This window comes from Citrobacter sp. RHB21-C05 (assembly GCF_013889015.1).
Taxonomy (GTDB): Bacteria; Pseudomonadota; Gammaproteobacteria; order Enterobacterales; family Enterobacteriaceae; genus Citrobacter_A; species Citrobacter_A sedlakii.
This window is the reverse complement of the sequence record NZ_CP057611.1, coordinates 41,530-63,623: the sequence shown is the minus strand read 5'-3', so window position 1 is coordinate 63,623 and position 22,094 is coordinate 41,530. Positions and strand designations below refer to the sequence as shown.

General features: G+C 53.9%; 21 protein-coding genes and 1 pseudogene. 9 read left to right on the top strand and 13 right to left on the bottom strand.

The annotated features are described in order from the left end of the window. Nucleotides 1-73: 73 nt before the first annotated feature. Nucleotides 74-3,076 (bottom strand): autotransporter outer membrane beta-barrel domain-containing protein, encoded by a 3,003-nt coding sequence (locus HVX72_RS00300; protein ID WP_181822317.1) that lies wholly within the window; start codon nucleotides 3,074-3,076, stop codon nucleotides 74-76. A gap of 757 nt (nucleotides 3,077-3,833) precedes the next feature. Here HVX72_RS00300 and HVX72_RS22340 point away from each other — a divergent pair. Together HVX72_RS22340 and HVX72_RS22080 are read left to right on the top strand one after the other, a co-directional pair. Next, a complete protein-coding gene (locus HVX72_RS22340) occupies nucleotides 3,834-3,986 on the top strand; it encodes a LacI family DNA-binding transcriptional regulator (protein ID WP_346010439.1) in 153 nt (50 codons plus the stop codon). Continuing rightward, complete coding sequence (locus HVX72_RS22080; protein ID WP_181822316.1) at nucleotides 3,931-4,137, top strand: hypothetical protein; 207 nt, start codon at nucleotides 3,931-3,933, stop codon at nucleotides 4,135-4,137. Before HVX72_RS22340 ends, HVX72_RS22080 begins: the two co-directional genes overlap by 56 nt. A 128-nt stretch (nucleotides 4,138-4,265) precedes the next feature. Here the strand turns inward: HVX72_RS22080 and HVX72_RS00290 are convergent, their stop codons facing one another. Continuing rightward, on the bottom strand, nucleotides 4,266-4,784 hold the full coding sequence (locus HVX72_RS00290) for an anti-virulence regulator CigR family protein (RefSeq protein ID WP_060569994.1): 519 nt from the start codon (nucleotides 4,782-4,784) through the stop codon (nucleotides 4,266-4,268). Nucleotides 4,785-4,973: 189 nt separating this feature from the next. Here HVX72_RS00290 and HVX72_RS00285 point away from each other — a divergent pair, with 189 nt between their 5' ends. Next, entirely contained in the window at nucleotides 4,974-5,876 is a 903-nt protein-coding gene (locus HVX72_RS00285; RefSeq protein WP_042287101.1) for a carboxylate/amino acid/amine transporter, read from the top strand. A gap of 26 nt (nucleotides 5,877-5,902) precedes the next feature. Here the strand turns inward: HVX72_RS00285 and HVX72_RS00280 are convergent. The 9 genes and pseudogenes from HVX72_RS00280 to HVX72_RS00240 all read right to left on the bottom strand — a co-directional run. Continuing rightward, nucleotides 5,903-6,208 (bottom strand): annotated as a pseudogene (locus tag HVX72_RS00280) (MetQ/NlpA family ABC transporter substrate-binding protein); the annotation flags it as partial. Nucleotides 6,209-6,291: 83 nt separating this feature from the next. Then, complete coding sequence (locus HVX72_RS00275) at nucleotides 6,292-7,035, bottom strand: 2-dehydro-3-deoxy-phosphogluconate aldolase (protein WP_181822315.1); 744 nt, start codon at nucleotides 7,033-7,035, stop codon at nucleotides 6,292-6,294. Beyond that, on the bottom strand, nucleotides 7,022-8,131 hold the full coding sequence (dgaE, locus tag HVX72_RS00270) for a D-glucosaminate-6-phosphate ammonia lyase (RefSeq protein ID WP_181822314.1): 1,110 nt from the start codon (nucleotides 8,129-8,131) through the stop codon (nucleotides 7,022-7,024). Before dgaE ends, HVX72_RS00275 begins: the two co-directional genes overlap by 14 nt. Nucleotides 8,132-8,134: 3 nt before the next feature. After that, nucleotides 8,135-8,995, bottom strand: coding sequence for a PTS system mannose/fructose/sorbose family transporter subunit IID (locus HVX72_RS00265; RefSeq protein WP_167333852.1), 861 nt, complete (start codon nucleotides 8,993-8,995; stop codon nucleotides 8,135-8,137). Continuing rightward, nucleotides 8,992-9,741, bottom strand: a complete 750-nt coding sequence (locus HVX72_RS00260) for a PTS sugar transporter subunit IIC (protein ID WP_042287117.1) — start codon at nucleotides 9,739-9,741, stop codon at nucleotides 8,992-8,994. The genes HVX72_RS00265 and HVX72_RS00260 overlap by 4 nt, the downstream gene beginning before the upstream one ends. Before the next feature lie 23 nt (nucleotides 9,742-9,764). Beyond that, nucleotides 9,765-10,250, bottom strand: coding sequence for a PTS system mannose/fructose/N-acetylgalactosamine-transporter subunit IIB (locus HVX72_RS00255; protein WP_181822313.1), 486 nt, complete (start codon nucleotides 10,248-10,250; stop codon nucleotides 9,765-9,767). 4 nt (nucleotides 10,251-10,254) lie between these two features. After that, nucleotides 10,255-10,686: a PTS sugar transporter subunit IIA gene (locus tag HVX72_RS00250; protein WP_042287124.1), complete on the bottom strand. Its 432-nt coding sequence runs from the start codon at nucleotides 10,684-10,686 to the stop codon at nucleotides 10,255-10,257. Between the two features lie 120 nt (nucleotides 10,687-10,806). After that, nucleotides 10,807-13,605 (bottom strand): transcriptional regulator DagR, encoded by a 2,799-nt coding sequence (gene dagR, locus HVX72_RS00245; protein ID WP_181822312.1) that lies wholly within the window; start codon nucleotides 13,603-13,605, stop codon nucleotides 10,807-10,809. Between the two features lie 96 nt (nucleotides 13,606-13,701). Continuing rightward, nucleotides 13,702-14,118 carry a GNAT family N-acetyltransferase gene (locus HVX72_RS00240; protein ID WP_181822311.1) on the bottom strand — a complete coding sequence of 139 codons (417 nt, stop codon included), beginning with the start codon at nucleotides 14,116-14,118 and terminating at the stop codon, nucleotides 13,702-13,704. A gap of 127 nt (nucleotides 14,119-14,245) precedes the next feature. Between HVX72_RS00240 and HVX72_RS00235 the strand changes: the two genes are divergently transcribed. Next, on the top strand, nucleotides 14,246-14,539 hold the full coding sequence (locus HVX72_RS00235; protein WP_060569990.1) for a YicS family protein: 294 nt from the start codon (nucleotides 14,246-14,248) through the stop codon (nucleotides 14,537-14,539). 35 nt (nucleotides 14,540-14,574) lie between these two features. Here the strand turns inward: HVX72_RS00235 and HVX72_RS00230 are convergent, their stop codons facing one another. Next, the gene (locus HVX72_RS00230) at nucleotides 14,575-15,531 is read right to left on the bottom strand and encodes a LacI family DNA-binding transcriptional regulator (RefSeq protein WP_042287133.1); all 957 of its coding nucleotides are present in this window, start codon (nucleotides 15,529-15,531) and stop codon (nucleotides 14,575-14,577) included. 292 nt (nucleotides 15,532-15,823) lie between these two features. Between HVX72_RS00230 and HVX72_RS00225 the strand changes: the two genes are divergently transcribed. The 5 genes from HVX72_RS00225 to HVX72_RS00205 all read left to right on the top strand — a co-directional run bounded on the left by HVX72_RS00225 (nucleotide 15,824) and on the right by HVX72_RS00205 (nucleotide 20,778). Then, a complete protein-coding gene (locus HVX72_RS00225) occupies nucleotides 15,824-16,138 on the top strand; it encodes a PTS sugar transporter subunit IIB (RefSeq protein ID WP_042287136.1) in 315 nt (104 codons plus the stop codon). Between the two features lie 11 nt (nucleotides 16,139-16,149). Continuing rightward, nucleotides 16,150-17,481 (top strand): PTS sugar transporter subunit IIC, encoded by a 1,332-nt coding sequence (locus HVX72_RS00220; RefSeq protein WP_060569989.1) that lies wholly within the window; start codon nucleotides 16,150-16,152, stop codon nucleotides 17,479-17,481. Between the two features lie 20 nt (nucleotides 17,482-17,501). Beyond that, on the top strand, nucleotides 17,502-18,884 hold the full coding sequence (locus tag HVX72_RS00215; protein ID WP_181822310.1) for a glycoside hydrolase family 1 protein: 1,383 nt from the start codon (nucleotides 17,502-17,504) through the stop codon (nucleotides 18,882-18,884). A 12-nt stretch (nucleotides 18,885-18,896) separates the two neighbouring features. Further along, complete coding sequence (locus HVX72_RS00210) at nucleotides 18,897-19,199, top strand: PTS lactose/cellobiose transporter subunit IIA (protein WP_181822309.1); 303 nt, start codon at nucleotides 18,897-18,899, stop codon at nucleotides 19,197-19,199. Between the two features lie 199 nt (nucleotides 19,200-19,398). Beyond that, nucleotides 19,399-20,778, top strand: coding sequence for a carbohydrate porin (locus tag HVX72_RS00205; protein ID WP_181822308.1), 1,380 nt, complete (start codon nucleotides 19,399-19,401; stop codon nucleotides 20,776-20,778). 69 nt (nucleotides 20,779-20,847) lie between these two features. Here the strand turns inward: HVX72_RS00205 and nepI are convergent, their stop codons facing one another. Beyond that, a complete protein-coding gene (gene nepI, locus HVX72_RS00200) occupies nucleotides 20,848-22,047 on the bottom strand; it encodes a purine ribonucleoside efflux pump NepI (RefSeq protein WP_181822307.1) in 1,200 nt (399 codons plus the stop codon). Nucleotides 22,048-22,094 lie beyond the last annotated feature (47 nt).

Sequence of the window (22,094 nt, the reverse complement as noted above, 5' to 3'; positions counted from 1 at the left end):
GGATGGCGCTACGCTTATCCGGCCTACAACTATCTCCGTAAGCCCGGTCGCGCAACGCCACCGGGCCGTTCCGTTAAAACGACGCTTTAATGCCGAGCATCGCCGAGGTGTCGCTGTAGCCTTTATCACCAATCTGCTGGCCGACGTTGCCCCACAGGGAGACGTTCTTCGTCAGCTGGCCTTCCACACCGGCCTTCAGCTCGCCGATATTGCGGGTGCCGTCCAGATCCACGTTGTCACCGTTCATCGACACGCCAAAGTCTTTGCTGTTGTGGATCCAGTTCGCTTCGACGAACGGCTGGAAGGTGCGGTCTTTACCGTCATCCAGTTTGTTGTGGCCCTTGCCGAACAGACGCACGCCGACGCGGGTCTGCACGTTGCCGTCGCCGTGGCCTTCCACGCGGGTGCCGTTGGCTTCGCGGTGTTCGTCCGCCTTCACGCCCATCCAGGTGACCTGCGCTTTCGGCTGGATGTACAGCGCGTTACGCTCGCTGATGTCCGCCAGCTTCCAGGTGTAGCCGGATTCCACCGACGCGGTGAAGCCTTTTGAGTCGTACTCTTCGGATTCGACGCCGCGACCGGAAACGGTGTTGTCAAACCAGCTGTACTGCGCCCAGGTATCGACATACGCGCCTTCGTGGGTGGCGTTGTCCTGCAGCCAGGTACCGTACAGACCGACGCTGTAACCGCTGATGCGGCTGTCGGCGCGGTTGCCGTTACGCTGGTTTTCCGCCCGAGCCTTCTGGTTGGCGTAGCCCGCCATCAGACCAAGGTGGAAACGGTCAGTGTTGTCGGAAGACCACTGGGCGATGTCGCCGCCAAGCTGCATCACATAGCGGTTGGCCTGCATCTCCAGCTGGCCGCTGCTGTCCTGCTGGCGGGTGTGGCCACCGACGTTGCGCAGCCACAGGCTGGTCACCGCTTTCTCGCCGGTCAGGGCGTCGACGTAGTGGGTTTCGCCCAGGCGGTCGTGCAGACGGGTGTTAAACATCGTGTTCGCCGCCTGCAGGTTCATGCCGTACAAACCAGCTTCCGGACGCACCGCATTTTCGCGCGGGGTCGGTGATGGCGTCTGCGGGTCAGTCGGATCAATCGGCACAACAGGATCAACAGGATCAAGCGGTTCTGGTTGTGGATCAGGGGATAATGCGCTGGTCAGATACCAGTTCTTGTCGTTCTGGCCCGCGCCGCGTTGCAGCGTGTAATCATACGCCCCTGCGACGATACGTCCTTTCTGAGTGAACACGCCGTCGGAATTTCCCGCCACGCTGATCAGTTCGATACCGTTGGTGGTCAGGCCGCCTGCGCCACCTGCGTTCAGTACGGTCACATACGTGTTACCGCTGGTGTTGCCATTAACGATCAGCCGGTCGGTCAGCGATGTATCGTCACCCAGTTGGGTGTTCATGATGATGTTGCCATTATTGCCAATATAATCGCCGCTGACCGTCAGGGTTTTAAACGTCGCCGCATTACGGGCCTGCGTACGGGTTGTGGCGCTGGCGGGCATAAAGTTCAGCGTGGCGCTATTCAGGGCCAGCGTGGTCAGGGTAGAGTCGGCAACCATATCCCAGCGACTGTTACTGCCGTTTAAGGCAAGGTTAATGCTTGCCGTATCCTGGATCTCCGTGTCGCCATACATATAGGAGCTATCGCCCGTAACGATATTAATGCTATGGCTGCCGGCGGCGCGTATTTTCCCCCACGCCTTCAGCGTATTGTTATCCGCAATATTGGTGGAACTGTCAGCATGACTCCCGTAGCCATAAATCGCATACAGCGTTCCTGCGGCGGAATCATAAGCACGCTGACTACCGAGCGTAATATCGCCCGTAAAGCGATCGTTTGTCCCTGACTGGTGCAGTAAATACACATCCTTACCGCCTTCAGACTGAACATTAAGATGATGAATCACCGTGTCATAATTCAGCGCGCCGGAATCGCGTTCGCTGAGATAACCGGTTAAGGCCGCCTCATCTCCCCCTTGCAGGTGGATGCTGGCATCATCAATACGGTATTCTGTCGACCCCAGTGTCCCATTGTCACTCAGGCGGACACCGTAAACCGCCTTATTCCCGGCGACGTCGACAGTAAGCTTTTTAATGGACAACTGGGTGTCACCCTCCACGCTGGCGCTGTGAAGACCCACGACCCTGCCGTTGTCCGACGCGCTGCCGTGGCTGACGCCTGCGATAGTCAAATCCTCAAACGTAACGGCATTGCTCAGAACCACCGGCGTTTTGGCCCCCGTGATGACGTTAATACGATAGTAAGAATCTGTCAGCTTCAGCCCGCTAACGCTCCCTTTGGCGCTCGCCAGGTCCATCACCGTTTTTCCGTCGAACCGAGCGCTATTACCGCCAATATTAATACCTTCAAGCGACCCCGTACTTGCCTCAGACATGGCGATATGCACATCGCCAGTAAAGGTCGATGTTTTACCCGCCAGATCCAGCGCCGCATGGTGGCCGCGCGTTGAAAGGGGATTGGCATCGTGATAATTAATATTGACATTCTCCGCATTTAAAATGCTGTCCTGAGCCGTCTCGATATTACCCAGGACGATGTTGGTGGTACCTTTTAAATCAGCCTGTGAACTGCCATTAAGCAATATTGCGTTGACCAGATCGTAATCATTCACCCGGGTATTTTCTGCATTAATGGTCAGGTTCTCGGCTTTCAGGACTCCGGTACCATAGATATAAATGGCTGTTCCTCGCTTATTACCGTTGGTCTGATAATCAAATGTATAATTAAGCGTGGCATTATTACCTAAATCCACCGTACCGGCCGTTGCTTTTACAATATAACCAGGATTAAAAGTCAACGAATCGTCCGGGTAATTACCGGCACTGGTGATAACGCTATTATCTGCCAGGATTACCCTACCATCCGCAACGCGCACATCGACAAATGAGACGTCATTGCCGTCTGGAAGGGTTACGGTACGCTTATCGCTGGCCGTAGATGCATCAATAACGGTACTGACGGGAGCTGCGGCAGCGGAATAAACGGCAGAGGAAAGAATAGCGCTAACAAACAGGGCTACCTTATTCGGTTTAAAAGAGATATTCATATATGACAATCCTTGTTAATAGCTAATACTAACAACACGACGCGCGAATCTGGCGCTGTTTTTATAAATACAAAATAATACCGCAAAGAAAACATTCTCATGCTACTGAGATAACAGTCATCATAAGCAGAAATAAACATTGACACAACAATCGAAAATTGCCTCTCAGGGATGAGATTATTGATAAAAACGTCATGTCTTCACAAAATAATAACACCACGCTGCATTCAACATAAAAAACCACAAAAACAAAAAATCATGGCACTTACCACTAAAAATCAACCTACTACAGACAGAGAAAAATCCTAAAAAAAGGGACTAATATGATTTTCATCTGAATCGCCACAAATCACATAATATTCACATTATTAACGTCATTCTTCTATTTCCGCAGAAAAAATCCAGGATAATTACCAAAAATAAATTCAGATTGTTCACACTAAGAATACTCTTATTCCGTACTAATTGCGCCTCACCTACCTCTTTCTGCGTAGCTGAAAAAACGGAATAGTTAAAGAAAATATATTTTCATGCAGTAATTTTTCATTATTTAAATAAGTCACAGACCTTATCAACGCCGCTGGCAATTTTTTGCGGATGCTGCCGGTTTGCGCGCCCCCCTTTTTACCCGCCGATACGCTATTGACAGCCTGACCTGTAACATCACACTAATCCGTTTTAGTGACTCATTTTTCATAAACAGGACGTGTTAAATGTCGTCTCGTTGCCATTCATCATTCACCAATAAGGAGAGAGGGTGAACATCCGTGATATCGCGCAGCATGCCGGGGTTTCCGTCAGTACCGTGTCCAATGTCCTGAATCGGCGCAACGGTCAACAGGACAAACAACATCATGACATTAACCACCGAAGACGCCCTGCAAATTCTGATCGACGGGTTACGGGATAATACTGACTGTGGTACAAACATCATCTTCGATAACGCCGGGAACAATACGGACTCTGCCATGCTGCTTCCATACGTGGAACAGGCACTGAACGACGATCGAGATCTCCGCCAAAATATCCTTCGTTATTGCTTATTAATTCTCGTGCATTAAATCATTATGCTGCCCCGTCCCCATTGTCCGTGCTACGGAAAAGAGTTTATTCATTAGAATGAAAACGGCGAATTCCGGATATAAAAAAGCCGGGAATCTCCCGGCTTCTTGTTACGTTGTATAGAGGCTTAATCAAACACCCCGTTAATAATCGCCGTAACTACCGCGGTGCTAAGCGCAATCAGCACCAGGTCGTCGCCAACGATTCGCCATTCATATCCCGGATAGTAAGGCAGTTCGCCGAGCATTGAGGCCGGTACGGCTTTTTTGGCGATGCCTGGAGGAAGCGGTTTACCGCGCGCCAGGTTCTTCGCGATCCCCGGCGGTAAGGCGTCGTAACCCGTCAGACCATAGTTCACGGCCAGATGACGCGCTGTCGCAAAACTGATGTCGGAGTCAACATGATCGGGCTTACCGTAATTTTTACGTTTGTCGGATGAGACGTTCTTTTTATCGCCGGAATTTCCTTTGTGGTCTTTATTCCCCTGATTTCCCTGGTTGCCTTTATTTCCATGATTACCACTGCTATTACCATGGCCGCCGCCATTGCCGTTCCCATTTCCCGGGTTTGCCATAACAGGGGCAGCAAACAGGGAGAGAGAAACCAGAGTGGCCAGCACAGCCGTTAAACCACGACGCTTACCCATGATGTGTTCCTTCCAGGTGTTGATACATCATCACAATAGAACGCGGCGAAAAAAGGTGCAATCTCCCTCATTCCTGGTTTTTTATTGTTACGTCGAGAGGAAATCCCCCTGTTCTGTGGATGATAAACCGCCTGCCTAATCTGCTATCATGACGGTAAAACCACGCCAAAAATCAATACTGAGGAAAATATGGGTTCCACCAGAAAAGGGATGTTCAACGTCCTGGTTGCCGCCGTATTGTGGGGAAGTTCCGGCGTCTGCGCGCAGTACATTATGGAGCAGAGCCAGATGTCTTCGCCGTTTCTGACCATGACGCGTTTGATCTTCGCCGGGATGATTTTGCTGATGCTGTCATTCGTTCATGGCGACAAAATCTTTTCGGCCTTCAAAAATCGTCAGGATGCCCTGAGTCTGCTGCTGTTTTCCATTCTAGGCGCGCTTACCGTACAGCTTACCTTCCTGCTGACCATTGAAAAATCAAACGCCGCGACCGCCACGGTATTGCAGTTTCTGTCCCCCACCATCATCGTCGCGTGGTTTGCGCTGGTGCGTAAGGCGCGTCCCGGCGTACTGGTATTAACCGCGATCCTGACGTCTCTGGTGGGCACCTTTTTGTTGGTGACCCACGGTAATCCAACGTCACTGTCGATTTCTCCCGCCGCGCTGTTCTGGGGAATTGCCTCAGCGTTTGCTGCGGCGTTTTACACTACCTACCCTTCCACGCTGATTGCCCGTTACGGCACATTACCGATCGTTGGCTGGAGTATGTTAATTGGAGGTCTGTGTCTGCTGCCGTTTTATGCCGGAGAAGGGACCAATTTTGTGGTGAATGGCAGCCTGATTCTGGCGTTTTTCTATCTGGTGGTGGTGGGTACGTCATTAACCTTTAGCCTGTACCTGAAAGGCGCGCAGATGATAGGCGGGCCGAAAGCGAGCATTTTAAGCTGCGCGGAACCACTGAGCAGCGCGCTGCTGTCGCTACTGCTGTTAGGCATTACGTTTACCTTGCCGGACTGGCTTGGCACGCTACTGATCCTCTCGTCAGTCGTTTTGATTTCAATGGACTCCCGCCGCCGCGCCAGGGCGGCGTAATACTTCCGGCGCGACGTTGGTCTTTGTCACCAGCCCGGCACCGCGCCACCGTTAAAGATTTTTTCTGCCGCCTTTGCCACTTCCGGCGACTGATAAGACTGCAAAAATACCTTCACGTTTTCCGCGTCTTTGTTATCTTCCCGCGCCACCAGGATATTCACGTAAGGCGAATTTTTATCTTCGATAAAAACGCTGTCATGCACCGGTGAAAGCCCGGTTTGCTGGATATATGTGGTGCTGATGATCGCCACATCGACTTTCGGGTCGTCGAGCACGCGCGGTAACTGCGCGCCTTCTAGTTCCATAATCTGCAAATGACGCGGATTATCGGTATCAATAAGAAGAAAAAGGCATAAAGCGGAATTCAATGTTAAAGCAAATGGCGCTGCGCGACTCGCACGCAACACCCTCCGGTTCAGACCAATGCTTTGACAATTTCCATTAACCTGACGATATCTTCAGGACGTGTATTGCCGGTTTGCGGGTCGATAATTGAACTGTACACATGCGGCATCACGCGAGGCATGCCCGCTTCCATGCAGGTTTGCAGAATCACGCCGAAATTAGCCAGATCGATACCGCCAGTCGGTTCGATCAGCGTCATGCCGTTACGTGCCGCGGTGGTCGCCAGCACATATAGCTCCGGCAGCGACGTCTCGCCGCCCATTGGGAAAAACTTCGCCGCGTGCGCGCCCATATCCTGCATCATTCGCACGGCGGTATCGCAGGAAACACGCGCCGGTGTTCCCTGGCTGCTGCTGACGCCAGTGGAGATCAGCACTTCGCCAGGCGCCCCCGTCGGGCTGACCAGCGCATTGATATGCGTCAGCTCACCCCCCGTCGCCGCCAGCGCCCCCGCCGCAAAACCGCTGCCGGTAAAGGTCTGATTGACGTGCGCCGGACGCACCTTGGCGGCAATCATCGCCGCCTTGTAATACTGCGCCGGATCGCCCGCCCCCAACCCAACCGAGATGGACGGTACTTCGTCCATCCAGCGTTTCACCTCCTGTACGCCTTCGTCTACCGACGAAAACTGCGCGGAGAGAATGCCAATCACCGCGTGTCCCTCTGCGGCGTCGTAGATTTCCCGGGCATTGGCGATGTCTTTCGCCAGCACGTTAATCGCCACACGCTGACGATAAAAATTAATCTGCTGCATGTTCTGCAATCTCCTTAAGCCGCGCGACAATCAGCGCCATCTCCCCCTCGGCGACCGTACGTGGGTCGAGGCTAAAAACGCCCTGATGGAGGTTGTAGCGGCGGGCATAAATAGCTATCTCGCCGCCGCGCAGTTGCGCCTCAACTTCACGGGCGCTCAACCCCAGTTCCCCGGTATTGACCCTGACGCGAATGCGCCAGATCGCACGTCCAGCCTCGTCCTGTTCGATATCGGCATGAAATCCGCGGATCGCTGAAATCGCCTCTGCCACCGGTTGCAGCTGTTCTGCGCTAACCACGGCTTGCCCCTGGTGATAATGCGCCAGAGCGGTTACCAGGCCGACCATGTTCTCCTTGCCAATCTTCATCGCCCGCGCGATCCCGTGATGCTGCGCCTTACAGGCGCTAATCCACCGCTGTTTGCCGGTAATAAACCCTGACGTTGGCGCATTGAACGCTTTCGCGCCGCTGTAGATCACCATATCTGCGCCACTCGCCACCCAGGAGCGGAGATCTTCTTCGGCCGCGGCATCCACAATCAGCGGCAGGTTATGAATGCTTGCCACCTGCACGAAATCTTCAATCTCCAGCATGCCCTTCTGTACGCAATGGTGAGACTTCACGTACAGCAGCGCCGCTGTGGCGTCGGTAATCGCGCTCTCCAACTGCCAGCGGGCGGCGAGGTTACTCGCTCCCACTTCCACCACGCGTCCGCCGCCCAGACGGATCGCAGTACCGATTGGCGCGCCATAATCAACGTTGTGCCCGCGCAACATCACCACTTCATTCGCCATTCCCGTACTGTCTGGCATCAACGCCACGCGATGCGGGTCGCCGCGCGTAATGGCGGCAGCGACGGCAATCGCAATCCCTGCCGACGCGCAGGAAGTGATGTAACTGTCTTCCGCGCCGGTATAGCGCGAAACCCGCTCGCCGGTACTGTCCACCAGCCGGTCAATCTCTACAAAAGATGAGGCCGCCCGCGCCGTGGCCTGCATCACCTCCGGCGCGACGCTGGAGACGCCAAGAATGGTCATCTTGCCGCAGGCGTTAATCACCTGCTTAAGCCCGAGCTGTTGATAGATATTTTGCGTCATGGCTTACAACACTCCCAGAAGCGAACACACCACGCTAAGCGCGACAATGGACAGCAAAATGGTGGTGTAACGCGGCCCTTTTTTCACCAGGAAGATATAGATGGCAAATACCGCCGCCAGCGGCAGCAGGCCCGGCGCAATGGAGTCAAGGATCTGCTGAACCACCACTTCAGACCCTTTCAGCGCACTGATCTTCAACGGCGTGGTAATTTTGACGTAGCTCGCCGACAGCGCCCCCATCATGATCAGCCCCAGCACGTTGGCGCCGTAGATCAGTTCCTTGATTCGCCCCCCTTGTAACAGCCCTACGATGGAGTCGCGACCGAGCGTGTAACCCTTGTGGATCAGTCCATAGCTTATCGCCAGGGTGATCGCCGGATAGAGGATCAGCGGCGCAATACCGCCGAATGCGCTGCCATTTGCCGCGAATGGGATAAAAATCGCAATCAACAGCGGCATCACCGCCGCCCAGACGATAGAGTCCCCCATCCCGGCCAGCGGCCCCATCAGACCGGTTTTGATGCCAGTAATTGATGCGTCGCTGATCGGTTCGCCGCGCGTTTTCTGTTCCTCCATGGCGATAGAGATCCCCTGGATAACCGCGCCAAACGTCTGCTCCGAGTTAAAAAAGTTCAGGTGTCGCTTGAGCGCTTCCACCTGCTCCTCTTTTTGCGGGTAGAGTTTTTTGATGATCGGCGTCATTGAGGCGCAGAAAATCAGGCTTTGTAAACGTTCATACGAGTTAGACACTTCCGCGCCCAGCCAGTAGATAAACCACGCTTTGGTGATATCCGCTTTGGTCAGCGCCCCGCTTTCCCGCGCACGCTCAACCAGTTCATGTTGCATTACGTCGCTGCTCATCATGCTGCTCCTTCATTTTTCGCCAGGCCTTTAATCAGGAAGGCCACACAGGTGCCGAAGATGGCCATCGCCATGATGTCGACCTTGAGATACAGCACCGCGAAGAATCCTCCGATAAACCACGGCAGCAGGCTCTTTTTACCGATCACCATAATGGTGATGGCGAAGCCCAGCGCCGGCAGGATCCCGCCCATGATTTCAAAGGAGTGGGTCAACCAGTGCGGCATCAGCTTGAGGAAACTTTCCACCACGTTCTGACCAAAGTAGTTGGCGGCGAATACCACCGGAAAACGCAGTACCAGCCCGAGTAACGCCGGGTAGAGGAAGGCGCAGCGCATTATGCCGGCCATGTTCGCCGTTTCCGCGTGTTTGTCAGCCATATGTACCCAGGCGGCATTCAGCGTACGGCGCAACTGGTCGAGGAACACGCCGATAACGCCAAACGGTATCGCCAGCGCGATGGCCAGGTTCGGGTCCATCCCGGCCTTAACCGCAATCGGAATGGAAATACAGGCCGCCAGCGCCGGATCGGACGGCACATTGCCGCCAGGGGTAGAGGTCACGCCGAGATAAACCAACTGCATACCGGCGCCAATGATCATCGCCGTCTGCATATTGCCGAGCAGCAGACCGACAAAGACCGCGATGACCACAGGCTGTAACAGCATGGCCGAGAAGGTGTAGCCAAGGCGTAAACGGGCAAACCAGTAATACAACCCCATCAGGCTTGCAAAAAGTAAGGTATCCATAGTGTTATCCCATTATCAGAGGGTTAGAATTTTTTCAGGATATCGTCCAGAGACTGTGGCTTATCTTCCGGGATAGTCTGGAAGTACACCTGAATACCGCGATTTTTCAGGTCGTTAAGAATGCCAACGTCTTTTTCATCCAGCGTGATGTTCTGAAAAACCGCCTTACGGTTGGGCCCACCGCCTAAACCGCCCACCTGAAGGGTGCTGACGTCAAAGCCCAGTTGAACGGCGTCCTGCACGGCGGCAAGGGACGGAAACAGCACCAGTACGCTGCCGTCGCCAAGCTGATTCTCCTTCCACGCGGCGGCAAAGCTCTGGTTGCCGTAGCAGTCCACTTTGATGTTCGGCGGCGCGGCCATCAGGTAGATATTTTTCATAAACGGATCGGCGTCCAGTTCGTCGCTGACGACGACGATACGGTTAGCCTGCGATTGTCCGATCCACTTGGTGACGACCTGCCCGTGAATCAGACGACTGTCGATACGACATAACACGACCTTTGCCATCGTTTTATCCCTCTTTTGCGTGTTGTAATTGACGAACGTGAGCGACAACGTCCAGGCAACTGCTGCGCCCGGCTTCAACCAGATCGGTCACGCAGGCGGTGAGCGCGCCATGTTCACGTCGGTCCAGCGCCTCCAGCAGCAGCGATGCGTTTAAGCCGGAAATCACCGCCACCGGATAGTCAGCGCTCAACCGCGCCGCCACGTTGGACGTCGTGCCGCCAATAAAGTCGGTCAGGATGAGCGAGCCTTCCGGCAGGGTTTGGACAACGGCTTCGACGCGCTGATAAAACTCACCCAGCGTATCGACAGGCATCAGCGCAATTTCCGTTACGCCGTTAATTTCGCCCATTACCATGCGCAGGCTGTTGCAAAGCTGTTGTCCCCAGCCGCCATGGGTCAGCAGCAAGATGTGGGGCAACGGTTGAGTGGTAGTCAAAATGGCCTCCTGGCTTCATTACGTTTACGTCAGTAATAAGAGCAAGAGCTGTGCCAGAGTTTGTGTCACGCAGGGAAGACAGGTGAACTGGCGAAGCGGCGGGCCGCGCCAGTTAAGGGATCAGCTATAGAGAAGTTCGTAAATATAAAAATATTCCGCGTCCGACAACCGAATCGCATAGGCTTCTTCGATGGGCAAAAAAGCGGATTTGATGACACTAAACGCGCGGACATCGAATTCCGGCTTGTTTTCCAGCGCCATCTGTAACGGTTTGCGGTTAATCACGATACGCTCAACCATGCAGCAGCAGTGGATCAGAAAGCGTAGTGTCACCTGGCGGCTTGGCTTCAGCGAAAGCGCGCTGGTTAGATGGTTGAGCACGCCTTCCATCTCTTTCAAAATGCGCTGCGGGTTAAGCACTGAAATATGATTAATAATGCTTTCCATCGTCAGGGCGCTGATAAAACGCATCGCACTGCGCTCCATTTCCAGGCGGCGTTCCGCACTGGATAGATCTGGCGTCAGCAGGCTCAGTACCAGTTCCGGACCCTGTTCAGAAAACAGTTCTTCCAGCGAGATAAACGGAATATCCGGCAGCCCCGGCTGGAAGGTACCGACAATCCCCGCCAGGCGTTCGCTGGCGTTTAGCGCCTGCTGGACGCGCTCAAGGCTGCGCACTTCGTTGTAATCCAGGATGACCATTCGCGTATCCTGCGACATCAGTTCGCCAAAACTCTCCTCCAGCACCTTTTTAATTTTTTCTGCCGTGCCCATGCCGGTAATGCAGGAGATAACCAGGACTTTCCCGCTGTTTTCCTGCTGAGGCGTACAGAGCTGGCAGGGTATGCTTTTGCTCTGTATTAACGCCGCCAGCTGCGGCAAGTCGCTGGTTTCATAACTTAAATCCAGCCCCACTTCCAGCAGACTGGTGAGGGTAATATTGGGTACCAACAACACGTCGATCTGAAATAACTTACTGATGGTGCTGCCAAAATGGACCAGTGAACCAATATCCACCATCAGGATCAGCCGTTGCCAGCGATGCGCCTGAATCATCTGGATAAGGGTTTCCAGCGTGTCATGTACCGACTGTTCAAACGGCATATCGATAGCGCAGAACAATTCCCGCTCCAGCACGCGATTCACATACTGTGCCTGGCTGGTCGCCGTCGTCGCGCCGTGGGCGACCAGAATCACCCCGCACTCCGGACTGGCGTCTATGCGCTGGCGGTAGTGACGACACTCTTTGAGAAACAGGCACAGCCAGACCACTTCCGTCGCCGGGCACTGAATATGCAACAATTCGTTGATTTTTCGGCATAACAGCGTGGCGTTGTCATATTCATCTTTACAGCGATCGAGGATCAGGCTGGAGGAGTAAAGCTGCGGAATCAGGCCCCGTTGCACATAGCCAATCAGCGCCAGAAAGTGTTTTCGCAGAGGATTTACCAGATTTTGCGGCAGGGAAAAGCCCAGTACCTGCTCCACGCAAGCAATCAGCAGCGTGACGCGTTCTTCAATCTGGCTACCATAGCGCGGGGGGTGCGCAATACTGTCGCGGCTGTAAAGGCCGTACTCAAAAATAGAACTGAGTTTATTTTTCAGTATCGCCAGCGTTTCCGCTGGCGGCACGTTACTGTTGCGCAAATTGACGTATTCGCGAGTCAAAAAGCTGTAAAACAGATCGCTCTCTTCAATCTCCGCCCCCGTAGCAAGCGAAGTTTTCAGCGCTGGCAGCGTGCGGGCATCAATGCTCAGGCGCTCCTGACCGTTGAACAACGCATCGACCAGCAAACGTTGCTCCACCGAAGCCTGAAACGGCATCTCCGCCAGCCGTTTGTCGAGCTGTAGCGTCTCGTTGTGTTCCGTCATGCCTGCCGCCCACGCCTGCGCGCAGAGAAACTGAATATCGCTTTTAAGCTGGCCGATATTTCCTTCCAGCGGCTTGTTCAACAGCCACAGCAGCAGCGATTTGTCGATGCTCACCGTACGCTCGATTTTACGGCTTTCGCGCTGCAAGAACCCGACTATCAGCTCCACCTGTTCCTCAACAGAACGTTGGCGAATACCGGGCAGGTCGATTGTCACCTGGATACGTCGCTGGAAAGTCCGCAGCAGTGAAGAGTTGACCGCTTCCGTGGTGGCGCAAATCAGCCGTACCGAAATCGGCCTTGCCGCGGCGCTGGAACCTAACGGGCGATATTCGCCTTTATCGAGAAGGGAAAATAATTTTTCCTGCCCTTCGTAGGGCAGACGATGGACCTCGTCGAGCAGCAAATAGCCGCCGTCAGCCTGTTCGACCAGGCCGGGCTTGTTTTCGTTCGCACCGGTAAACGCTCCCTGCCGATGACCAAAAAGATGCGACGAAAGCAGCTCCGGGTTATGGGCATACTCCGCACAGTTAAAATAGACCAGGGGCGGCGGGGAACCTGCGGTATGTTCACAGGCAAAGCGATGCATCAGCTCGGCAAAGAACGTCTTACCGACGCCAGAAGGACCGGTCAGCAGTACGTGCAGACCATGGGGATAAAGCACTGCGGCGCGACCCTTTTCCACCGCATCGCGCAGGCTGCGATCGTAGCCAATCAGGCCGGTAAACGGATCGTCGACGGATGCCATTTCCTGCTGCGGCAGCAGTTCGGCAACCGAGCGTACTTCACGCTCGGCATCCGTCAACTTACGACCTAAAAGCGTTTCCAGCGCCTGGCAATGCAGGAAAAATACCGGTCTTCCCCGACTTTTGATGACCAGGCCATCGTTCCACAATTGATTGAGATCTTTACTGACCGAATTGCGCGCCAGCCCGAGGTTAAAGCCGATCGCTTCTGCGGTAAACGCCGTTTCCTGCGCCAAATCCGCCGTTTCCAGCCCACGCGTCAACCTTTCAAGCTCACCCAGAACGATCTCAATCCTTCTCATCTCTCTACCGCTTAAGCATTAACTGATTGTTCAGAACATACACGATTCTGCTGCGTAAGAAAGTGAAAGACGTTCCAGAGGCTCACTCACCGGTCATCAAAATGACTTCGTTAAATAATGTCTCGACGCGCCTTCTTCCGGGAAATTATCGAGAGTCATTTTTAGCTGATATCCGTTCTTCTGATAAAACGGCAGCGCCTGAAAACTCATGGTATCCACCAGCGCGTGACGGCAGCCTCGCTCCTGCGCTGCCTGTTCCGCTGCCTGCATCAGCTGTCTGCCGTAGCCGCCCCTGCGCAACGATTCATCCATCCACAGGTATTTTATACACAGCCACTCGCCTTTGATTTCGCCAATCAGCCCCCCTTTGATAATCTCGCGATCATTGCGCCAGTACACCGCCAGATTGCCAAAATAGGTCGTTTTCAGGAACTGAAGATTATAAGCGCGTAACCCGGTGAGCAGTGCGTTCTGATCGTCTTCGGTAACCGTCTCTGTAACCTGTATCTGCATATTATCCTCCTGAAACATACCGCTTCTGGCTTACTTTATTTTCAGCATTCACACGGAATGCCGAGTGAGCCGCCTACCGTCTACACTTATTCTTAACGAGATGCGCATCGACAAAAGGATTATTACCATGAAACTCGCCGTTATGACGATGGTTGCCGTACTTTTTACCCTATCGGGATTCGCCCGGGCCGACTCGCCTTATGGCGCGCTCCAGACAGTACACGAGAAAAATACCATTCTGAAGGATCTACGAAAGCTCTGCTCGCCGAAGGGATCGCCTTCTGACGACGCATGGGAAAAAACCATTATGTCTACAGAAGGGAATCAGTTGCATATTCGCGAAGCGATTGTGGCGATGGAGAGAAATAACCAGAACAACTATTGGGAAGCGTTAGGTAAGGTTGAATGCCCGGATATGTAAGCGTGAAGCCGCAGCCCCACGCCCGGTCATCATAATTATCGCTGACGCACGTCCGGAATAATGAGGTCGCCGCGCAGGGTATACGATCCCAGCATATTCTGCGTTTTTTCATTGAGCCAACCGACAATACGCGCCGCCATGGCGTCCATAGAATATTCAATTGCCGGAATGGTGGGAATACCCGGCAGATGCAGAGATCCCGCCAGGCTGAAAACCATAATGTCTTCCGGAACGGACTTATTGAACGCCTGCAGTTGCGGAATAACCCGCTGCGCCTGCTGTTCGTCCGCCACCAACAGCGCGTTAAAGTTGAGCGTCGAGGCGTTATTCAGCAGCTCCTGCAGGGCCACGGAAGACGACGTCGCGTCCATAAAGACCAGGTTACGGTTAAACGGCAGGAAGTTTTTCTCCAGTGCAAGTTTATAGCCCAGTAAAACCTGATCGGAAAAACCCATCCCGTGAGGATGAATCAGCGCAATCTGTCGGCGATTCTGGCTGATGAGATAGTTACAGGCGGTTTCGGTCGCGAAAGCGTGATCGAACTGGATGCTGTTAACGTCGTCCCCCACTTCCAGACAGTCCACCAGAATGACGTTCTCCTGGTTAATGTTCAGTGGAAAACGCGCGCCAATGATCAGCACATCGTCACACAAACCGCAGCTCAGCTCGTCGAGTGCGCTCAGCACTTCCGCTTTGGTATTGGCGAAGCGAAGCAGCAGATGTTTCTGGTGCTGGCTCAGATGCTTTTCCAGCGCATAAAGATAGCCCGTCGTCTGGTTGATGTTGTCCTGGGCGCATATCACGCCGATACAGCCCGTGGTCTGGCTTAGCAGCGACTGGGCAATCACATTCGGGCGGTAATTTAGCTCATCCACCGCTTTCAGTACGGCAAGACGGCTGGCTTCCTTTACCCCACGCGATCCGCTCAACACGCGCGACACCGTGGCTTTCGACACGCCAGCCAAACGCGATACATCGTTGATAGTAGACATCATTCTCCCCTGACAGAGCCCGCCTGGCTCCTCAAATCCTGAAGTTAACATTGGCTCACTTTATCGCCAAAGGCAGTATAGCTGTTTCCGTTTTTCATGGAAACCGATTTTCCATTTTCACTCAAAAAGACATTTTTGCAGCCAAAATCGTGAGCTGAATCCAAATAATTAGCCTTATAAGAATAAGTTCTTGATGAGTGTCACAGTTCTGTTTGCTTCAAATGGAAACCGGTTTCCGTATGATATCAAATCAGACTCGCAATAAGTTTTTACATTTTGAGGATGGTTAACAATGTTCAGGATTATGTTGTGTTGTTCCGCAGGGATGTCTACCAGTCTGCTGGTTCGTAAAATGGTCGAAGCAGCGGAAGAACGGAAACTACCGGTACAAATTGACGCCTACGGCGTTTCCGAATTTGACATTCAGTTTCCAAATTACCAGGTGGTGCTGCTTGGCCCCCAGGTAAAGTACATGCTTAACACGCTCTCTGAGAAGGCTGCCACCCAGGGTATACCCGTACAAGCAATCGATATGCTGGATTACGGAATGCAACGCGGTGACAAGGTGCTGGACTATGCTCTGTCGCTGATTGAAGCGACACACTAGAAGGTGTCATTATGAGTTCGTTATATCAGTCAATGGTTGCTGTCATAGAACAATCCATCACTCCTCTTGCCGGGAAACTGGGCCAGCAAAAGTATGTGATTGCGATTCGTGACGGTTTTACCGCGGCGCTGCCGTTTATGATCATCGGCTCGTTTATGCTGGTGTTTATCTTCCCGCCGTTTTCTGCCGAAACCACCAACAGCTTTGCCCGTGGCTGGCTTGATTTCTCCGCCACGTATCGTGAACAGTTGATGCTGCCGTTTAACCTCAGCATGGGCGTTATGACGTTCTTTATCTCCGTCGGCATCGGCGCAAGCCTGGGCCGTCAGTTTAACCTCGATCCGATCATGTCCGGCCTGCTGGCGTTTATGGCGTTTTTGCTGGTCGCCGCCCCGTATGCCGACGGTAACATTTCCACTCAGTACCTTTCCGGTCAGGGGATCTTCACCGCGTTAATCACCGCCATTTATTCTACCCGCGTCTACGCCTGGCTAAAGCAGCACAACGTGACGATCCGCCTGCCAAAAGAAGTGCCGACCGGTGTCGCCCGTTCGTTTGAAATCCTGATTCCGGTTCTGGTAGTGATCGCCACCCTGCATCCGCTGAATCTGTTTATTGAAGCGCAGACCGGGATGATTATTCCGCAGGCGATTATGCATTTGCTGGAGCCGCTGGTGTCGGCATCGGATTCGCTGCCCGCGATTTTACTTTCTGTCCTGCTGTGTCAGATTTTCTGGTTCGCCGGGATCCACGGCGCGCTGATTGTCACTGGCATCATGAACCCGTTCTGGATGGCTAACCTCTCTGCCAATCAGGCCGCATTGGCGGCTGGCGCCGCGCTGCCGCACGTTTATTTGCAAGGGTTCTGGGACCATTACCTGCTGATTGGCGGCGTAGGGTCTACCTTACCGCTGGCCTTCCTGCTCCTGCGCAGCCGCGTCACGCACCTGCGAACTATCGGCAAAATGGGAATTGTGCCTAGTTTCTTCAACATCAATGAGCCTATTCTGTTCGGCGCGCCGATCATCATGAACCCGATGCTGTTTATTCCGTTTGTTTTTGTACCGATGATCAACGCCGTACTGGCTTACACCGCGACCCGTCTGGGCTGGCTGGAACAGGTGGTTTCTTTGACGCCGTGGACCACGCCCGCGCCGATCGGCGCCTCCTGGGCGGCGAACTGGGCCTTTAGCCCGGTGGTAATGTGTCTCATCTGTATGGTGATGTCGGCGCTGATATACCTGCCGTTCCTGCGCGCCTACGAACGTTCGCTGATGAAAACAGAAGAACAAAAAGCGCAGGATGCCGTCTCCGTGGCGAATGCAGCCCGTAGCAACTCATAATGAATCAAGGAGTCAGAACAATGAGATACCTTTTTCCTGAAAACTTCTGGTGGGGCAGCGCCTGCTCAGCGCTGCAAACCGAAGGGGATAGCCTGAACGGCGGCAAAAGCCAGACCACATGGGATGTGTGGTTCGATCGCCAGCCTGGCCGTTTCCATCAGGGGGTTGGCCCGACGAACACCTCGACCTTTTATCAGCGCTGGAAAGAGGATATCGCACTGCTTAAGCAGTTAAACCATAACAGCTTTCGCACTTCGATCAGCTGGACACGTCTTATCCCGGACGGCACCGGCGAGGTGAATCCCGAGGCGGTGGCCTTCTATAACAATGTTATCGACGCGCTGCTGGCGCAGGGCATCACGCCGTTTATTACCCTGTTCCACTTCGATATGCCGATGGTGATGCAGGAAAAAGGCGGCTGGGAAAACCGCGATGTGGTGGACGCGTTTGGCCGCTACGCGCAAACGTGTTTCGACCTGTTCGGCAACCGGGTGAAGCACTGGTTCACCTTCAACGAGCCGATTGTACCGGTTGAAGGCGGCTATCTGTATGACTTCCATTACCCGAACGTGGTGGATTTCAGACGCGCAGCTACCGTGGCGTATCACACCGTCCTGGCTCATGCGGTTGCGGTGCGCGCGTATCGCGCCGGAAATTATGACGGTGAGATCGGCGTCGTCCTCAACCTGACGCCCTCCTATCCGCGCTCGCAAAACCCGGCGGATGTGAAGGCCGCGCACCATGCGGACCTGCTGTTTAACCGTAGCTTCCTCGACCCGGTGCTGAAAGGGGAATATCCGGCGGACCTGGTGACGCTGCTGAAAGAGTACGACCAGCTTCCGGCCTGCCAGCCCGGCGACGCGCAGCTGATCGCCGACGGCAAAATCGATCTGCTGGGGATCAACTACTACCAGCCTCGCCGGGTGAAGTGCCGGGACAGCGCCGTCAATCCGGACGCGCCGTTTATGCCGGAGTGGTTATTTGATTATTACGAAATGCCGGGGCGTAAAATGAATCCGTATCGCGGCTGGGAAATTTATGAGCCGGGTATTTACGATATTATTACCAACCTGCGGGATAATTACGGCAATCCGCGCTGTTTTATTTCCGAAAACGGCATGGGTGTGGAAAACGAACAGCGCTTTATTCAGGACGGGAAAATTAACGACAGCTACCGTATTGAGTTTGTCACAGAACATCTTAAATGGCTGCATAAAGGAATAAGCGAAGGCTGCAATTGCCTTGGCTACCATATGTGGACCTTTATTGATAACTGGTCATGGCTCAATGGTTATAAAAACCGCTACGGCTTTGTGCAGTTAGATTTAGACACGCAACAGCGTACGGTGAAAAAGAGCGGCGAGTGGTTTGCGAAAACTGCCGCCAGTAATGGATTCGATTAATACGAGAACATCATGATTGCATTAGAAGAAGCGGTAATGGAAATCATCGTCAATGCCGGACAGTCACGCAGCCTCTGCTTTGAGGCGTTGCACGCCGCGCGTGCTGGCAACATTGACGAAGCGAAAAGCCTGCTTCGTGAGGCTGATGGCTATGCGCGTCAGGCTCACCACATGCAAACCAAATTGATCGAACAGGATGCCGGGGAAGCCCGGCATCCGATGACATTAATTATGGTGCATGCGCAGGATCATTTAATGACGTCGCTGCTAGCCCGCGAGCTATCAGAGGAAATTATTCATCTCTATCAACGCTAAATTCATTTAAATAATACACGGAGACGACACCACGATTAAATAAACGTTTTCTGTACCCTTTATATAAAAAACAGATCAACTTGTTTTGGTGATAGCAATTAAACCGAGACGGGATGGTTATTATCTTAAAATAAATTAATGGTCACATCTGTTCAGAATGCGAAAGCAGCCTGAAGGATAAAGTGCCGATGAGATAACCATGAACATGATAAAAAAACTTCCAGTAACGCTGGCGGTCATTGCCGCGCTGTGTCCCATGTCTGCGCTCGCACAGGAATTTACTCAGGAACAGATCGACGCTATCGTCGCTAAAGCCGTGGATAAAGCGCTGGCGGAGCGGCAGGCGAAAATGGACGCCGCGATAGCGCAGAAAGCCGATGTCATTAACGAACCGCAAAGCGCCGCCCAGTCTCCGGATATGGCCATCCCCTTTGGCGTGAAATTTAGCGGCTACGCGCGCTACGGGGCGCACTTCCAGAGCGGCGATCAGAAATATGTCGGCGTCGACGGTTCCTATAACGGCGCGTCGGCGATTGGTCGTCTGGGTAATGAAAGCAACGGCGGGGAATTCCAACTGTCGAAAGCCTTCAAAAGCGATAACGGCGCCATCTGGGATATTAACGTAATGATCGACCATTGGGGCGATGAGGTAAACCTCAAAAAAGCCTACGCGGGCGTGACGAACGTGCTGGCCTCTAACCCGAACGCTTACATTTGGGCGGGCCGCGACTTCCACCAGCGTCCTCAACAGGGTATCAACGACTATTTCTGGATGAACCACGACGGTCAGGGCGCCGGGGTGAAAAACGTCGACATTGGCGGCGTCCAGTTTGACGTGGCGACCGTGGCCGCGGTGGAGTCGTGCAGCCCGGAAGTCATGGAAGACGAAGCGAACCCGTCGCGCATTACCTGTACCGGCGGCTCCGGCACTGGCGATAAGGGCAATTATGCAGTGACCTCGAAAATTCACGGTATGAAGCTCGGCCCGCTGGATCTGGAAATCTACGCCAACTACGGCTTTGACTCGAAAGCCGTCGACAGCGAAGAGCGCCTGAAAGCCTGGCAAGGCGCGTTTGTGGTCAGCCATACTAACGACAGCGGTGTGAACAAAGTGATCGCCCGCTATTCCGACAACTCAGATAACAGCGTTTACAACAAAACCGACGATCTGACCACCGTTTACGCCAGCTTCGAAGGTAGCCACAAATTCACGCGGCAGGCGCAGGTGGAGTATCTGCTGGCGTTCCATGACTACGACAACAGTTCCGATCAGAGTGAAAACCGTAAGAACTATGGCGCGATCGTGCGTCCAATGTACTTCTGGAACGACGTCCACTCTACCTGGCTGGAGGCGGGTTATCAGCGTGTCGATTATGACACCGGCGGCGATAACTCAGGCTGGAAGCTGACTCTGTCACAGAACATGTCGATCGCGATGGGGCCGGAGTTCCGTCCGATGCTGCGCTTCTATGTGACGGGCGGCAAGGTGGAAAACGACCGCACCGCGCGAGTGAACGGTACGGATGACGAAACCCTGGATGATTTCAACATTGGCGCGATGTGGGAAGCGTGGTTCTGACGGCAGTATGTGGATGTAGCTGGCCTACCTGCAGGTAGGCCAGCTCTTTTCAGAAAACGGCTCAGGCGATCATTGCATATCCTTTATGCGCACTTTCGCTGCCACCAGAAGCGCCGTCAGCAGCATCAGGCTGCCGGAAAGCATCAGGGGCGACAGCAGGCCGAGGTTATCGAGTGCATAGCCTCCCACCGCAGCCCCGCAGGTATTGGCAAGCTGGATCACGGCGACCTGAACGGATCCAGCCTTTTCTGCCTGATCGGCAAGCGAACGGGTGATCCATGTCGACCAGCCCACCGGCACCAGCGCAAACGCCAGTCCCCAGATAACCGCAATGACTGCCGCCACCGTCTTATCGTCCCCCCACAGTGTCAGCACCAGCGCGCTCACCGCCAGTACCAGCGGCGCACCGGCCAGCGCCAGTTTCACCGAGCGTTTAAGGATAACGGACGAGAGCGAAGTGCCGACAAAGCTGGCAATCCCGAAGCTCAGCAAGACCAGCGTCAGGCCATCGACATCAAATCCCGCCAGATTCATATACACCGGGCGAATATAGGTGAAGAACGCGAACTGTCCGGCAAAGGACATAAAAATGGCGATCATCCCGGCCGTCACCCCTGGGCGATTGAGCAAGCTGAACATGTTCTGCTTTTGATGTGACGGCTCGCCGGGCAGCGACGGCAGCGATTTTACAATCCAGACGATGCACAGCAGGCCCATCACCGCCGCGGCGTTAAAGACGTTGCGCCAACCGATAATCCCACCCAAAAAGCTGCCCAACGGAGCGGCGATCACCAGCGCGATGGAGACCGCGCCAAAAATTACCGACAACGCCTTCGGCACCGTTCTCGGCGGCACCAACCGCATCGTCAGAGACGCCGACATCGCCCAGAATCCACCGAGCGCCAGCCCAAGGCAGGCACGCCCCACCAGCAGCAGCGTAAAGGAATGCGCAAAAGAGACCAGCAGGCAGGAGAGCGTCAACAGCACGGAAAACAGGATCACCACGTAACGGCGATCGGTGGCCTGAATGATCTGGGTGATAAACAGGCTGGCGAACATCGCGACAAACGCCGTCACCGTCACCGACTGCCCGGCTACGCCTTCGGTGATGCCCAAATCCTGCGCCATCGGCGTCAGCAGGCTAACCGGCAGAAACTCAACGGTAATCAGGCAGGCTACACAAAACGCCACGGCAAAGACCGCCGACCAGTTTGGGCGCGAAACCGCTTTGGCCTGCGGTGGAATTGTGGGCTGGATATGTTCTGTCATGGCATCACCTGAGATAAAAACGTGCGGAAAAGTCGCGCAGTTTATCA